The sequence below is a fragment of the Bradyrhizobium cedriense genome, from assembly GCF_054602315.1.
The window spans coordinates 42,933-57,297 of record NZ_JBTSWB010000014.1 but is presented as its reverse complement, the minus strand read 5'-3'; the positions used below and the strand labels follow the sequence as shown (position 1 = coordinate 57,297).

At 58.0% G+C, this 14,365-nt stretch carries 11 protein-coding genes and 1 pseudogene; 3 read left to right on the top strand and 9 right to left on the bottom strand.

All coding sequences use genetic code 11. The annotated features are described in order from the left end of the window. Positions 1–4: 4 nt before the first annotated feature. The 4 genes from ACYCVF_RS36030 to ACYCVF_RS36015 all read right to left on the bottom strand — a co-directional run bounded on the left by ACYCVF_RS36030 (position 5) and on the right by ACYCVF_RS36015 (position 5,028). On the bottom strand, positions 5–1,069 hold the full coding sequence (locus ACYCVF_RS36030; RefSeq protein ID WP_459607516.1) for an acyl-CoA dehydrogenase family protein: 1,065 nt from the start codon (positions 1,067–1,069) through the stop codon (positions 5–7). 88 nt (positions 1,070–1,157) lie between these two features. Beyond that, on the bottom strand, positions 1,158–2,555 hold the full coding sequence (locus ACYCVF_RS36025) for an aminotransferase (RefSeq protein WP_459607518.1): 1,398 nt from the start codon (positions 2,553–2,555) through the stop codon (positions 1,158–1,160). Between the two features lie 156 nt (positions 2,556–2,711). Next, positions 2,712–3,746: a dipeptidase gene (locus ACYCVF_RS36020; protein ID WP_459607520.1), complete on the bottom strand. Its 1,035-nt coding sequence runs from the start codon at positions 3,744–3,746 to the stop codon at positions 2,712–2,714. A gap of 244 nt (positions 3,747–3,990) precedes the next feature. After that, positions 3,991–5,028: an ABC transporter substrate-binding protein gene (locus tag ACYCVF_RS36015; RefSeq protein ID WP_459607522.1), complete on the bottom strand. Its 1,038-nt coding sequence runs from the start codon at positions 5,026–5,028 to the stop codon at positions 3,991–3,993. Positions 5,029–5,153: 125 nt separating this feature from the next. Between ACYCVF_RS36015 and ACYCVF_RS36010 the strand changes: the two genes are divergently transcribed. Further along, positions 5,154–6,416, top strand: a complete 1,263-nt coding sequence (locus ACYCVF_RS36010) for an NAD(P)/FAD-dependent oxidoreductase (protein ID WP_459607523.1) — start codon at positions 5,154–5,156, stop codon at positions 6,414–6,416. Here ACYCVF_RS36010 and ACYCVF_RS36005 read toward each other — a convergent pair. The 4 genes and pseudogenes from ACYCVF_RS36005 to ACYCVF_RS35990 all read right to left on the bottom strand — a co-directional run. Further along, positions 6,386–6,595: pseudogene (locus ACYCVF_RS36005) on the bottom strand (hypothetical protein); the annotation flags it as partial. The gene ACYCVF_RS36010 and the pseudogene ACYCVF_RS36005 overlap by 31 nt on opposite strands. Positions 6,596–6,863: 268 nt before the next feature. Next, on the bottom strand, positions 6,864–7,628 hold the full coding sequence (locus ACYCVF_RS36000) for an ABC transporter permease (protein ID WP_459607492.1): 765 nt from the start codon (positions 7,626–7,628) through the stop codon (positions 6,864–6,866). Between the two features lie 57 nt (positions 7,629–7,685). Continuing rightward, positions 7,686–8,510 carry an ABC transporter permease gene (locus ACYCVF_RS35995; RefSeq protein WP_459607494.1) on the bottom strand — a complete coding sequence of 275 codons (825 nt, stop codon included), beginning with the start codon at positions 8,508–8,510 and terminating at the stop codon, positions 7,686–7,688. A 511-nt stretch (positions 8,511–9,021) separates the two neighbouring features. After that, positions 9,022–9,813, bottom strand: a complete 792-nt coding sequence (locus tag ACYCVF_RS35990; RefSeq protein WP_459607496.1) for an SDR family oxidoreductase — start codon at positions 9,811–9,813, stop codon at positions 9,022–9,024. 175 nt (positions 9,814–9,988) lie between these two features. Between ACYCVF_RS35990 and ACYCVF_RS35985 the strand changes: the two genes are divergently transcribed. Then, a complete protein-coding gene (locus ACYCVF_RS35985) occupies positions 9,989–11,074 on the top strand; it encodes an ABC transporter ATP-binding protein (protein WP_459607498.1) in 1,086 nt (361 codons plus the stop codon). A gap of 139 nt (positions 11,075–11,213) precedes the next feature. After that, positions 11,214–12,911: an MFS transporter gene (locus ACYCVF_RS35980; protein ID WP_459607525.1), complete on the top strand. Its 1,698-nt coding sequence runs from the start codon at positions 11,214–11,216 to the stop codon at positions 12,909–12,911. 32 nt (positions 12,912–12,943) lie between these two features. Here the strand turns inward: ACYCVF_RS35980 and ACYCVF_RS35975 are convergent, their stop codons facing one another. Further along, the gene (locus ACYCVF_RS35975; RefSeq protein ID WP_459607526.1) at positions 12,944–14,332 is read right to left on the bottom strand and encodes an aminotransferase family protein; all 1,389 of its coding nucleotides are present in this window, start codon (positions 14,330–14,332) and stop codon (positions 12,944–12,946) included. Between the last annotated feature and the right edge of the window lie 33 nt (positions 14,333–14,365).

The following is a 14,365-nucleotide window of genomic DNA, read 5'->3' as shown; positions in this document are numbered from 1 at the left end:
AGTATCAGCGCGAGGCCACCAGCGGCCACAGTTCGTCGGCGCCCCGCCGGGCGACCCGCTTGCCGAGCTCGACCGCCCAAAAGCTTTCCGAGCCGAAGTCGTCACGCCATGACAATGCGCGCAAAGAGAAGCGATGTAAGACGTGCTCGAGCGTAAAACCGATGGCGCCATGGACCTGGTGCGCAATGGCGCTGCCCTTGTCGGCCGCCTCCGCGCACCGAATCTTGGCCGCAGCCGCTTCGAGGAACACCGCGTCGTCGAAGGAGGCACTGTTCGCCAGCGTGTCGGCGCCGGAAGTAGCCGCCGTGAGCGCCGCCGCCACTTCGCCGGCAAGGCGCGCGAGGTTGTGCTGAACGGCTTGGAATTTCGAAATCTTCTTCTCGAACGCCACGCGCTCGTTGGAATAACGCACACTGAGATCGAGCATAGATTCGAGCGCGCCCGCAATCTGCAAAGAGCGCACCACCCCGCCCATCAGCATCAGGGCAGTCTGATCCAGACCTTTCGGCGCGGGTTTGATCGCGACCGGTTCGACCTTGTCGAACTTTACAGTATCACTACTGTCATTGGCCAGATTGAGTCCAGACTCGATTCGCAGTCGCGAGGCGTTGACTAGCGCGACTGACCACTCGTCCGCTCCGCTCGCGAGAACCGCGACATGCTTTGCAGATTTTGCGAAGGGCACCCCGCGGGCGCGGCCTGACAGCAGGCCATCGGAGCTCACCGTGACGCGATCGTTCGGGCGCGACGGGGCAACTGTCATCTCGCCTTCGGGGGGGGCAATCCCCGCCTGCGACAGCAGCCAGCCAGCAAGCATTGTCTCGGCTAGCGGCACTGCGATTGCAAACCGCCCGGCAGCGCCGAGCACGGCAAAACCTTCGGCCAAAGTGACGCCTGAGCCGCCGTATTCTGCCGCCACCCATGACAGCGGCAAGCCAACTTCAGTCAGCGCTTGCCACAGCGGCGCTTTCCATGCGCCAGTCTTATCGGCGTTGATGGTTTGGGCATCGGCGAAATCGGAAAAAATTTTTTCAGCGGTTTCGGCGACGATATTCTCAATTTCTGCCACGGCGTTGCTCGTTTCGGTTGAGTTAGCACCTGCGCGGCAGGATCACGCGGCGATCGTGTCGTGCAAGGGGTGAGAAGAAGCGGCGGAGTTAAACCCGCTTTGCTAGACCCTCCTTGGTGATCCAGGACGCGGTGTCGGCCAAGGCCTTGTCGAAGCGGTCGAACATCTCGTTAAGCTCGACTTCGGATATGATCATTGGAGGGCAGAAGGCGATGCTGTCGCCAAGTGCCCGGAAAATTGCGCCGTGACTTTCGGCGAATTTCGCGAGTGCTGCGCTGACACCAGCTTTCGCATCGAAAGAACGCTTCGTTTTCTTATCCGCGACTAGTTCCAGAGCCCCGATAAGGCCGCAGTGGCGCACCTCGCCAATAAATTCATGTTCTGCCGCCTTCTTGAGCCGCGCCTCAAAAATCGGTGCGAGCTTTCGTACATGGCCCAGAATATCGCGCTTCTGATAGATCTCGATGGCTTTGACTGCAACCGCGGCACTGACCGGATGGCCGCCATAGGTGAAGCCGTGGCCGAAGCTACCTATCTTGGCGGAGTGGTCGACATAGGCCTGATAAATGTTCTCAGGAACCATGACGGCGCCGAGCGGGGCGTAAGCGGCGGTAAGCTGCTTCGCAGCTGTGATGGTGGTGGGTGTCATGCCTAGCGACTGACTGCCCCACCAATTTCCGGTTCGGCAAAAGCCGTTTATGACCTCGTCATCAATGAACATGATGTCGTGTTCGTGGAGCACTTTTTGGATAGCGGGATAGTAACCCCTCGGCGGCACAATGACGCCGCCGGCCCCCATGACTGGCTCGGCAATCATGGCGGCGATCGTTTCTGGTCCTTCGCGCTCAATCAGGTTGCGGAGCGACTGCACAAGGCGCGCGGTGAACTCTTCCTCGGTCTCGCCCTCCTTGCCGGCGCGGTAGAAGTGCGGGCACTCTGTGTGCAGGACGCCAGGCAGCGGCAGATCCCAACCATTGTGGTTAATTGGTAGACCTGTCAGAGAAGCAGACATTATAGTAACGCCGTGATACGCCTTCACGCGCGAAATGATCTTCTTCTTTTTCGGCCGTCCGAGCGCATTGTTAAGGTACCAAGCAAGCTTGACCTGCGTATCGTTCGCCTCGGAGCCGGACGAGGTGAAGAATACTTTTGAGATTGGAACGGGCGCCAGTTCCTTGAGCTTCTCTGCCAGCTCGATAGCTGGCTCCACACTCTTTGCGGCAAAGAGATGATAGTAAGGAAGATTGCGCAGCTGCGCAGTCGCCGCCTCGATCAGCTCTTCGTCTCCGAAACCGAGCCCAGCGCACCAGAGGCCCGACATGCCCTCGATATAACTGCGACCTTGCGTGTCGTAGATGAATACGCCCTGACCTCGCTGGATGATATTAGGCCCTATCTCGCGCAATTTGTGCAGCGCGGTGTAGGGATGCAGGAGTGCCTCGACGTCACGGACCTGCAGATTGGTAAGGGGCGGAAGCGTGTCCATGCACAACTCTCTGTTTGGTTTACGTTCTAGGCACCCGTCGATCACAGAACGGTGCTTAAGCGTCCATTGGAAGCCGACACGCATCGAGGGAATGGCCAGCCAACTCCCGAGCAGCGGCAGAATTGATGTCTTCGGCTAACGCGCCGGCCCGTGGGGCTATTTCCAGACCTTCTCTGCAACGCGCAAGAAATTCTCGCCCATAATTCCGCGGACATCATCCACGCTGTAGCCCTTGTTGAGCAACTGACTCAACACTGATGGTGTTTCGCCAGGATCGAAGAATCCCCAAGGCAGATCTTTGGGCAGCCCCATCTTCGACACATCGCCATGAAGCTGCGTCTCAAATATCCACTTGTTACATTTCGGACTTGAGTAATCGAGGCCAAGCGAAATATGCTGAGGTCCAACGAGTTTAGCCACGTAGTCGATCTGGCGAACGACGGCATCCGCAGGGCACGCCTTATCATATTCCTTGCCGATGAATGGCCCTACGCCGTGAATGCCAATAATCCCGCCGGTCTCCGCACACGCTTTGATTTGATCATCCCGTATATTTCGTGGGTGGTCGTTCAACGCTCGCGGATTTGAATGTGAAAATATACACGGCATAGCTGAGGTGGACATTGCGTCCATCGATGTGCGATATCCCGCATGCGAGCAATCGACGAGCATGCCGACGCGATTCATCTCGGCAATTAAGTTTTTACCGTAGTCTGATAGCCCAAGATCGCGCTTTTCTCCCTCAAGGCAACCCGTGCCTACATTGTTCTGAAAGTTGTACGCCAATCCCATGATACCAACGCCGAGCCTGTAATAAGCTCCGACATTTGCGAGATCGCGCCCGATCGGCTCGGTGCCCTGGAAAATAAAATTGACTCCAAGTTTTTTGTTTTTCTTGGCAGATCGAATATCTTCCACTGAATAGGTCAGAGCAAACTTTTCTTCATGGCGACTGATCCCGTGCCGTATTCGAGCTAATCTGGAGAAAACCTGGGACGGCGCGGCCTCGTTGTCTGCGGCCATCGACAGCGACACAAACGAAAACCCTTTGGTCCACTGGGCCTCCATCACCTCAAGAACATGGTCAGGCTCAATCGGCGAAGCATTGAACACCAAGTCGCACAAAACGGCATCGCTAAACTGCGGAAGATCGGAAAGCACTTCAGTGGCTGCCGCATAGTTTCGGGTCATCGCGTTATCCTGATCAAAACGAATAGATAGACCTAGAGGTCACCACTCAAACTGTAGCCTGGGTGATAAGCAATTCGTTGGAAGCATGGCATTTTGGCTGCTCGATGTTCGTCCGCCGCTCGGCGGAGCACGACAATTGGACTGACCAACTCGCGCTTTCGCCGCGACGCACTGCCCCAGAACGCTTCCGCGGCGATTATGCCGACTACGCTGGGACGACCTCAAGAGCTCTGAGCCGATCACCTCAGGACAAGATCCACTCCTTGAAGCGCTTCTCCAGCACTTGATCTTTTTCAGCCCAGTATTTGTCCTGCGCCACCAGACTCTTGGGATTGTCCGGATTGGGAAACCAGCGCTTCGCCTCGTCGCTAACGAGCCGCTCAGCACCTTTCGTCATCGGCGAGAAACCCAGCTTGGTACCTATTGCCGCTTGCTGCGCATTTCTGGTGACGAATTCCAAAAATCGCATCGCAGCCTCCTTCCGCTTGGTGCCTTTGAGCACAGAAAAGCACCCAAACTTCAGAACGTTTTGACCAAACGAAAGATCAATTGAGACGCCCGAATCTTTAGCGGCCTTGACCCGGTTCTGGGACGTGTAAGTGTAGTCCGCCTCATTCGTCTGGATGAGGGTCGTCCCCTCACCACTTGCTGCAAACCACTTCCTGACGAAGGGCTTGATCCGGTCGAGCGCCCTGAATGCACGCTCGACATCAAGCGGATAGACCTCGTTTGGCGGCACGCCGTCCGCGAGTAGAGCAAGCTCAAGCGTTCCGTTGGCGTAACTATTTAAGGCACGACGCCCGGGAAAGTTCTTGACGTCCCAAAGCTGAGGAAAGTCATTTGCCGGGGGCTTGGTCCGACTCGGGTCGTAAGCAATACCAAGCGCGTAGCCATATGTGGGCACAAAGAACGGCGGAGGCTCAATATTAAATCGCGCGCGATCCACGATTTTGGTATCGACCGGCTCCCACAACCCCTCCCGCTCGCCACCCCAGGCCATACTGCCATTCAACTCAATCACATCCCATTCGACATTCCCTGTCGTGACTTGAGCCTTCACCTTCGCCATGTCCGGCGTATTGATGTATTGCACTGATATTCCGGTCTCAGCGGTAAAAGGCGCTAGCCAGAGTTCTTTCTCGGCATCACCTAAGCTTCCACCCCAGCCAGCGAACACCAGTGTGGTCTCGGCACGAGCTCGAGATGGGAGGACGAAGGGAGCGCTTACAGACAGCGCCGCGCCCAGTTTCGCTGCGCCGGTCAATACTTCTCTGCGGTTCATAATTTCCTCCTGATCAGGCCATTACGATCATTTGCATTACAATGCAATATATCGTATCTGCGCTTCTTTCAAGCGGTTTTTGTGACATCTGAACGACAGACGGTCGCTGCTGAGGACTAGCCATAATGACGAACTCTCCAACCAACCCATCGCCTCAAACCGTAGCCGTTATCGGCGCCGGCATCGTAGGCGCGGCTTCGGCCTGCTCTTTGGCGCGAGACGGCCATCGCGTAACCATTTTTGATCCAAATAAGCCGGAGGTCGCGGCAAGTTTCGGCAACGCAGGCCTGATTACCCCCGGTGGCTGTGTTCCGAATGCTATGCCCGGAATCTGGCGCAAGGTGCCGAAGATGTTGCTCGACAGCAATTCTCCTCTCACGATTCGGCCTTCCTATGCTCTTCGGATCGCGCCGTTTCTTCTGAGGATGCTGGCATCCTCGCGGCCTGCGCGTGTAGAGGAAATCTCAAAAGGTCTCGCCGGCCTGCTGGAGGGAGCTGAGGAGGCCTATTTTGATCTATTGGGCGAGACCGCTGGAGAGCTGATCCGCCGAACCGGCCTCCTGTACACTTTCCGCTCAGAAGATAGTTTTGCTGGTGCGGCAGGCTCGATTGATCTTCGAACACGTCGCGGTGTGAAATTAGAGATCCTGGGGCCGGAAGAGCTTTATCGTTTGGCCCCCTCATTGGACCGGAAGCACGTCAAGGGAATTTACCTGCCCGATGCGGCGCACTCATTAGACCCGCAATCACTCGTCAGCGCTCTCTTGGACAAGGCTGCCAACCACGGAGCTCTGTTTGAGTATCAACGGGTTGATAGGATAGAGGTTCTAGGAGATGCCCGGCTGAAGCTCTGGAGCGGACGCGAGCAACGTGTCTTCGACAAGATCGTCATCGCGGCTGGTGCTTGGTCAAGGGAGTTAGCACGGCAGGTAGGCGCGAGAGTGCCGCTCGAAGCAGAGCGAGGATACCACGTAATGCTTGAAAAGCCCGGCCTGGAAATTCGGGTTCCGATGATCTCCGACTTTGGAATCGCCGTAACTCCGATGCGGCACGGCCTTCGGATCACTGGCATTGTGGAATTTGCTGACGTAAGTGCGCGGCCAGACTGGTCGAAAGTAGCCCGAATTTTAAGCCAGGCTAAGAGACTGTTGCCGGATCTGCAAACGGATAGTCATACCCGTTGGATGGGCCCGCGACCGGCACTTCCCGACACGTTGCCCGTGATTTCTCCTGCTCCCGCCACACCAAACGCAATTCTTGCCTTTGGCCACGGACATCTCGGCGTTACTTTTGGGGGAGTGACAGGACAGCTCGTCGCTAACCTCATCGCAGGACGGCCAAACCGGCAACTCAGTGCTTACCGATCCAGCCGGTTTGTTTTCATGTGAACGGTGGATTTTAAGTGAGCGCTTCTGTGGCCAGTCCTCCTTCCAATCGAAGACGCGAGCCCGAGGCCGCTTGGGGCAGCCCGCCGGATATTGCCGACGAATAGGTTAGCCGATCTCATCAAACAGCGCACGATTGATTTGCCGGCCTCGGACTTCGAATCAACAGCAACACTTCGTTTGTTTCTATTTCGTCTTCGCCCGCCGGGATTGTCGCGAACATGCGGCGCCCAGGAAAGCCCTTATGTCCAAAGTCCTTCGCCGGATGCCTCGTTTGGCTCGGGTCGTCGGTGATGATGCCCATCCTGATGTGCACGGGCGCAGCGAAAGCAGCCGGCGTCCAAACAAATGGTGCAGGATCGACAATTTCTGGGATCAATCGTTTCCGGAAAAGGCCCTCTCTCGACCCTCCATAATCCATAAGCCCTGTTGCGGCGCGTTCTTAGCGATCTATTTGGCCGTCGTGCGCCCTCTGGTCAGCGCAACGGTGGCAACACAGATGAAAATCGAAAGAGCGGTGAGGATTGTTGCGATCGCCGCCAGAACGGGGGCGCTTTCCCACTTGATGCTCGAATACATCTTGACTGGCAGCGTCATGGTGCTCGGCCCCGTGATGAACCAGGCGATCACAACTTCGTCGAACGACATCAGGAATGCGAACAGTCCTGCGGAGATCAGCGAAGGAATGAGTTGCGGCAGCACGACCTGGCGAAATGCGCGCCACTGAGTGGCGCCCATGATGACTGCCACCTTTTCCAGCCGCTCGTCCAGATTCTCAATGCCGGCCGATATCGTCAGGATCACGAACGGCGTGACGTACATCGCATGGGCAAGGACCAACCCGACGATCGTGTTGGTGAGGGAAATCCGCAGATAGTAGAAGTAGAGCCCAAGCGAAATCACGACGACCGGCACCAGCATGGGGCTCAAGATCAAGAGCACGAGCAGCCGCTTGCCGGGGAAATTCGTGCGCGCGAGCGCGTAGGCGCCCGGCACCCCGACCAGCATCGCGAGCGCCGATGCGAGTAGAGCATAGGCCGCGCTTCGGTATGTCACGACCAGCCAATCGGGCGAGCCGAAATATTCGCGATACAAATCGACAGAATAATGCGTCGGTGGAAAGACCAGCTCGACCTTGTTGCCAAACGAAATCGGCACGATGATCAAGCTTGGGAACAACAAGTAGATGTAAAGGATTGTGGCCAGCGCGACCACAATCCAGCCCTTTGAAAAGGCTCGCTCTGAAACGGTCGAAGTCAAGCTGGCTCTCCTTCAGATCAAACCGTTGCTGCCTCGGAGCTTGCCGACCAGGAGCAGGAGCGTTGCGCTCACCGCAAAAAGAAGCACGGCAATGGCCGATGCGGTCGCCCAATCCAGCGACTCACGCGTGTAGAAGTCGATGAGATTGGCAACCATCATATCCTGCCGTCCGCCGAGCAGAGCCGGCGTAATGAAGAAGCCAAGGGAAATGACGAAACACATGATCGCGCCGGCGACGAGACCAGGCGCGCTCAGCGGAAACGTGATCTGCCAGAAGATGCGGAGATCGGACGCGCCCATTACCGCGGCGGTCTTTCGCAGATCCGCGCTTTGCGCAAGCAAACTGGAGAGCAGGGGGAATACCACAAACGGGATCAGGTAATTGCTCATTCCGACAAGGACGCCCACACGATTGAACATCATCGGCAGGCGCGGCAGCCCCACGGCGGCGAACGCACTATTGACGATCCCCTGATCACCCAGAACAACAATAAAGGAATAGCTCTTGACCAAAATGCTGGTCCAGAAGGGCAACAGAACGAAGATCAGGAAGATCGGGCGCCACCGATCGGAAAGCCGGGACAGATGCAGAGCGATCGGGTAGCCCAGCAACACACTTACAACGGTCGAGGCCACGGATATCTCGATGGTTGTCCATGTGACGCGAAGGAACAGCCGGCTCTGGAACAAATTAATGTAGGCATCCAGGGACGGATGGGCAGCGCCGAGACTATTATAGACGATGAAGGCGAGCGGCATGAGCAGGCCAAACGCCATGACGGCCGACACCGGGCCCACAAACTCGACCAATTCCCGTCGATTCATCTCGATTGACATAGGAGCTCAATACGATTTTCTATATCGGATTGCAATATGATTTTTTGTTCCCGTTGGCCAGAAGGGGATTGAGACCGAGAGCAGCGAATATGCCAGAAGGTAAAGTGCGATCGAGGGGGTGCCCGCTCCACTTCACCGCCTCGAGAGCAGCCGCCGCGGCGACCCCATTAACCGCCACGTGGCGGGCGTCGCCGGCGCGATGAGAACGCTGGGAGGCTTTCCGCCGGCTTGACCTCGCCTCGATCAGTTGCGTATCGCATGGACGCGGTATGCCGAAGCCTCGCCACAAGCGGAGTCGCCGCGCGTTTGTTTTGAAACGGTGATCTGCGCATTCATCTACCGACTAAAAGCCAGGTCCTTGCGATCGATGTCTTCGTGCGCAGGATCGCCCTCTTCCATTCGGACTTCGGCAAAGCGCAAAACTACTCAGGTTGCCAAAAGGCCATTGCTAAGCGATTGACTTCGCCGCGAGAGCTTTCTCTCGTGCTCATGAAACAGCGTGCGGTGAAACCTAGAAGGCATAGCGCCCGATACCGCCATCCATCACGATCGTTGAACCGGTCAAGTACGCCGCCTCACGGCTAACAACGAACGCGACGAGCGCCCCAAACTCCTCAACCTCACCGAAGCGTTCCAAGGGAATGTGGCTGGTCATTCGACGGGCAGCCTCCGAATGGCTGGTTTTCTCGGCCAGCGCCTTTTCATTAATGCGCCGAATCAGCTGCGCAGTATTAAAAGGTCCAGGCGCAAGGACGTTCACTCGGATATTATCGCCGCCAACCGCATGGGACAACGTTTTTGCCAGGCTGGAAACGCCAGCACGAAACGCATTTGATAGGATCAATTCGTTCGGCTCACGGACACGCGATGCCGTGATGTAGGCTATATCGCCGATCTTCCGCTTGCGCATATGCGGCACGACCAATCGGGTCAACCGCACAGCACTCATTAGAAGAAGGTCAAAGGCTTGGTACCAATCCAGATCGTCGAGATCTTCGACTGTCCCGGACCGCACATGGCCGGAATTGATTACCAATATATCGAGACTATCGAACTGCCTGAGCGTTTCTGCAACAAGCCGCTCTGTATCGGCAGCCTTCGTGAGATCTGCCGCTATTGCAATAGTCGATCCATTGCCACTGGCAGCATCGATTACCTTTTTTGCTTTAGCTAGTTTCGTCGTATCTCGACCAGAGATCGCAACGCGCGCTCCAGCGGAGGCGATCTTGATGGCTGACGCAAGGCCAAGACCTTCGCTCGCTGCGGTAACAAGAGCCGTTTTACCGCGAAGGCTGAAACTCATTGCCTATATTCTCCATTCCTAGAGAGAATTGGCCGCTTTAGTCACTTCGATTGACATAGGTAACTTATTACGACCTTGCATATCGGATTGCAATATGAAACATTTTTTGCGATAAAACGACAGCTACGGAGGAGACTTCTAGGCAATGCACGGAATAAAACGGGCTGGACAAACAATGGATAAGCCTTTGCAAGCTGCGGTGCAGTTTCGCGATCTCAGAAAAAGCTATGGACCCGTCGTCGCGCTCGACAGGATCAACCTGTCCATTGCGCCCGGAGAATTCTTGACCTTGTTGGGTCCAAGCGGCTCGGGCAAGACGACGCTGCTCAACATCGTTGCGGGGATGGTGATGCCAACCGGCGGCGCCGTGTTGATCGATGGCCGCGACGTCACCCATATCGCCGCGCGCGAGCGGAATCTGGGCATGGTTTTCCAGAACTACGCGCTGCTGCCGCACATGACTGTCTTTGACAACGTAGCTTTTCCGCTGCGCATTCGCAAGTTTGCCAAGCAGGACATCGAGCGTCAGGTCATGGCCGCACTTGACGTGGTCCGCCTGAGGGATTTCGCGCAACGGCAGCCGAAAGAACTTTCGGGCGGTCAACAGCAGCGGGTCTCGATCGCGCGTTGTCTCGTCTACAAGCCAAAGCTCATCCTGATGGATGAGCCGCTTGGGGCTCTCGACAAGAAGCTGAGGCTCCAGCTCCAGTTCGAGATCAAGAAAATACACGCAGAGCTTGGCGTAACGATTCTTTACGTCACTCATGATCAGGAGGAGGCGCTGGTTCTGTCCGACCGGATCTGCGTCATGAACCATGCTCGCATTGAACAAGTCGGCACTCCCAATGACCTTTATTTCCGGCCCACGAACGAGTTTGTGGCAGATTTCCTGGGAGACTCGAACCTGGTCACTGGAACTGTGGATCAGGCCTCCGGCGACGTCGCGCGGGTTCGAACGAATGATGGATCGGTGATCTGTTGCTCGCTGCAGGGCGATGTCAGCTCGGGCAACCCGGTCAAGGTGATGGTCCGGCCAGAGTCGGTTCGACTGTCGCGGCTTGATCGACCTGGCACGTCTGGACTGCGAGGAGTTATTCAAAACCGCGCATTCGTGGGCCACGCGATCCGGTATGTGATCGCGGCAGGAGATCAACGTCTCGCGGGCTTGCAGAATAGTGGCTCCGGAACGCCAATCCTCGAGCCCGGCGAGGAAGTTTGGGTCGACTGGCTGCCAGGCGACGCGATTGCGCTCCGTTCGTGAGCCGCCTCAGAACCCAGGTTGGCCAATGAGGCTTGATGGACCAAGTGCGGGCACGCGTGATGATCCCGTTCGAGCTCGACGGCAGCCTCCCCTGCTGTGATCCAGAATCAAGGTACGGGCAGGCCAGACAGGATCCAATATGACTGATGCGTCCAAGCGCCAGATGTTCAGCGCTGAAGGCATCACCGCCCCTCTGCGCCATGTCGCCTTCCGGCGCATCTGGCTCGCGAGCGTGCTTACCAATCTCGGCATTCTGATCCAGGGCGTCGGCGCGGCTTGGGCAATGACACAGATGGCGGCGTCCGCGGACCAGGTCGCACTGGTGCAGACGGCGCTCTTCCTGCCCGTGATGCTGATCTCGATGCCAGCCGGCGCGATTGCCGACATGCATGATCGGCGCATCGTGGCGCTGGTTGCGCTTTCGATCGAGCTTTGCGGTGCAACCGCGCTGACTGTTCTCGATTGGCTGGGTCTTGCTACACCGAATCTGTTGCTGCTGCTCTGCTTTGTGGTCGGCAGCGGCATGGCGCTCATGGGGCCGGCCTGGCAATCCTCGGTCAGCGAGCAGGTACCGCTGGAGACACTGCCGGCGGCCGTTGCGCTCAACGGCATCAGCTACAACATCGCGCGCAGTGTAGGGCCGGCGATCGGCGGTCTTGTGGTGGCGACCGCGGGCGCAATGGCTGCGTTTGCGCTCAATGCGCTGCTCTATTTGCCCCTGATGGTCGCGCTGTTCCTGTGGAAGCGCGTCTCTGAGCCCTCTCGCCTGCCCCCTGAAAGGCTCAACCGCGCCATGATCTCGGGCGTGCGCTACATCGCCAATTCGCCGGCGATCAAGATCGTGCTGATCCGCACCATGGTCATCGGCGTGATCGGCGGCGCGATCATCGCGCTGATGCCGCTGGTGGCGCGCGATCTCCTGCACGGCGGCGCTCCCACCTACGGCATCATGCTCAGCGCTTTTGGCCTGGGCGGCGTGATCGGCGCTCTCAATATCCCCGAGATGCGCAAGCGCATGAGCGGGGAGGCCGCGATCCGCGCCTGCTCGGTGTCGATGGGCGGAGCCATCGCCGCGGTGGCGCTGAGCCATCAGGCGGCGTTGACGGCGGCTGCGCTGGTCCTGGCGGGGGCGGTGTGGATGATGGCCTGGGTGCTGTTCAACATTGGCGTGCAGCTGTCGGCCCCGCGCTGGGTGGCGGGCCGTTCACTTGCGGCTTATCAGGCGGCGGGCTCCGGCGGCATTGCCGTAGGTAGCTGGGGCTGGGGCCGTCTCACCGATGCCGTCGGGGTTGAAAACGCGCTTCTGGTCTCGGCCGCCCTGATGCTGGCCTCGCCGCTCCTGGGGATCTGGTTGCGCATGCCACGCACTGGCGCGCGAGGCGAAGAGACCAAGCTGCTTGCGGATCCCGAGGTGCGGCTCGCGCTCACCGCGCGCAGCGGACCACTGGTGGTCGAGATCGAATATCGCGTCACCCAGGACAATGCGCGGCCGTTCCACAACCTGATGCAGGAGGTGCAGCTGTTTCGCCAGCGCAACGGCGCCTATGGCTGGTCGATCGCACGCGATATCGCCGACCCCGAATTGTGGACCGAGCGCTATCACTGCCCGACCTGGTTCGACTACCTGCGCCAGCGCAACCGCTCGACCCAATCGGAGGTCACGCTGGAACGACAGGCCACGGCGTTCCACCTCGGCCCCGATCCCGTACGCGTGCGCCGCATGTTGGAGCGTCCCTTCGGCTCGGTGCGCTGGAAGGATGACACGCCCGATCACCCCACCAAAGACGTACTCCCGGTCATCACAAGCGCATCGGGAGGCAGTGCGCAGCTGTCTTAAGACCTCTCTGAGCGCTGCGCAACCGAGGCTCTTCAGGTGTAGTCGAACTCGCGTTCGGCAACGGTGAGGCTCTCGTCCACGATCGAGACCATTTGATCGATTTCGTCCCGTGTCGCGACAAGAGGCGGGCAGAGGTGAATGGCCATGTAAGCGCGCGTCAGCAAACCGCGATCCTGCATCGCGGCAGAGATCCGCCGGTTGAAGGGATGGTCGCCCGCCGCTGGCCCCCAGGCGAATGGTTCTTTGCTGACCTTGTCCTTGACCAGCTCGACCGCGCACATCAGGCCGCGTCCCCGCACATCGCCAACAGTCGGATGCGACCGCAAGAGTTCGAGGCGCTCCAGGAGGTACTTGCCGTTCTCCGCGCTGCGCTGCGCAAGCCGCTCTCGCTGAATAATTTCTATGTTTTTGAGAGCCGCGGCGCAGGACACAGCCTGGCCGCCGAAGGTCAGGAGGTGCCCAAGCGCCGCATCTTGCTTCTTGAACTCCTCATAAAGAGTCTCCCTGACGGCAACGGCGCCGATCGGGGCATAGCCCGATGATAGTCCTTTCGCCATAGTCATGAGATCTGGGACCACGCCATATTGTTCTGTTGCGAACATGGTCCCGGTTCGACCAAATCCGTTGATGACCTCATCCATAATAAGAAAAACACCGTGCTTGTCGCAGATTTCGCGCATCCGCTTCCAATAGCTGACCGCCGGAACATGAGTGCTGTTGGCGACGGATATCGGCTCGCCAATCACCGCGGCAACTGTATCCGGCCCTTGGGCCTCGATCTCCTGCTCGACGGCTTCGGCGCAGCGCAGATCCCCCTCTTCGCCATCAAGGCCAAAATCGTTGCGATAGCGGTTGGGCGACGGTACGAAACTGACGCCGTACATGAACGGACCGAAGAACTTCTCGCTTCGCGAAGAGGTGATACTCATCGAGCCAAACGTCGCGCCATGGTAACCGCCACGGCGGGCAATAATCTTGTAGCGCTTGGGAAAGCCCCTCATCGCCTGCGCTTGCTTAGCAATCTTCATCGCGCTTTCAACAGCCTCCGAGCCGCCGGAGCAGAAAAAGAAGCGATTGAGGTCTCCCGGAGTTATCGAGGCTAGCACGTCGGCTAGCTGAACCGCCGGGAGATTGGTGTAGCTGGAAGCTGAAACGTAGGCGAGCTCGCGAGCCTGTTTTGCCATCGCTTCGGCAATCTCGGTCCGGCCATGTCCGACGTTTACCACATAGAGGCCCGCCAACCCATCGAGATAGGATCTTCCGTTGGAGTCGAACAGACGGCAACCCTCGCCCCGAACCATAACCCGGAGCCCGTCATGCTCGGCAAGATCACGCCAGCGCGCGGTGTGGATCCAAACATGGTCAAGCGCCTGTTGCTCAATCTCAGTTCGACCTGCGGGCTTGGTTTGATCATCAGTCATGCAGTAGTAGTACCCTTGTTACGCGATATCGTA

Coding starts and splice junctions, on each gene's coding strand:
- ACYCVF_RS36020 (WP_459607520.1), bottom strand. CDS start 3,746: ATGACCCGAAACTATGCGGCAGCCACTGAAGTGCTTTCCGATCTTCCG.
- ACYCVF_RS35975 (WP_459607526.1), bottom strand. CDS start 14,332: ATGACTGATGATCAAACCAAGCCCGCAGGTCGAACTGAGATTGAGCAA.
- ACYCVF_RS36025 (WP_459607518.1), bottom strand. CDS start 2,555: ATGGACACGCTTCCGCCCCTTACCAATCTGCAGGTCCGTGACGTCGAG.
- ACYCVF_RS35995 (WP_459607494.1), bottom strand. CDS start 8,510: ATGTCAATCGAGATGAATCGACGGGAATTGGTCGAGTTTGTGGGCCCG.
- ACYCVF_RS35980 (WP_459607525.1), top strand. CDS start 11,214: ATGACTGATGCGTCCAAGCGCCAGATGTTCAGCGCTGAAGGCATCACC.
- ACYCVF_RS35985 (WP_459607498.1), top strand. CDS start 9,989: ATGGATAAGCCTTTGCAAGCTGCGGTGCAGTTTCGCGATCTCAGAAAA.
- ACYCVF_RS36010 (WP_459607523.1), top strand. CDS start 5,154: ATGACGAACTCTCCAACCAACCCATCGCCTCAAACCGTAGCCGTTATC.
- ACYCVF_RS36015 (WP_459607522.1), bottom strand. CDS start 5,028: ATGAACCGCAGAGAAGTATTGACCGGCGCAGCGAAACTGGGCGCGGCG.
- ACYCVF_RS35990 (WP_459607496.1), bottom strand. CDS start 9,813: ATGAGTTTCAGCCTTCGCGGTAAAACGGCTCTTGTTACCGCAGCGAGC.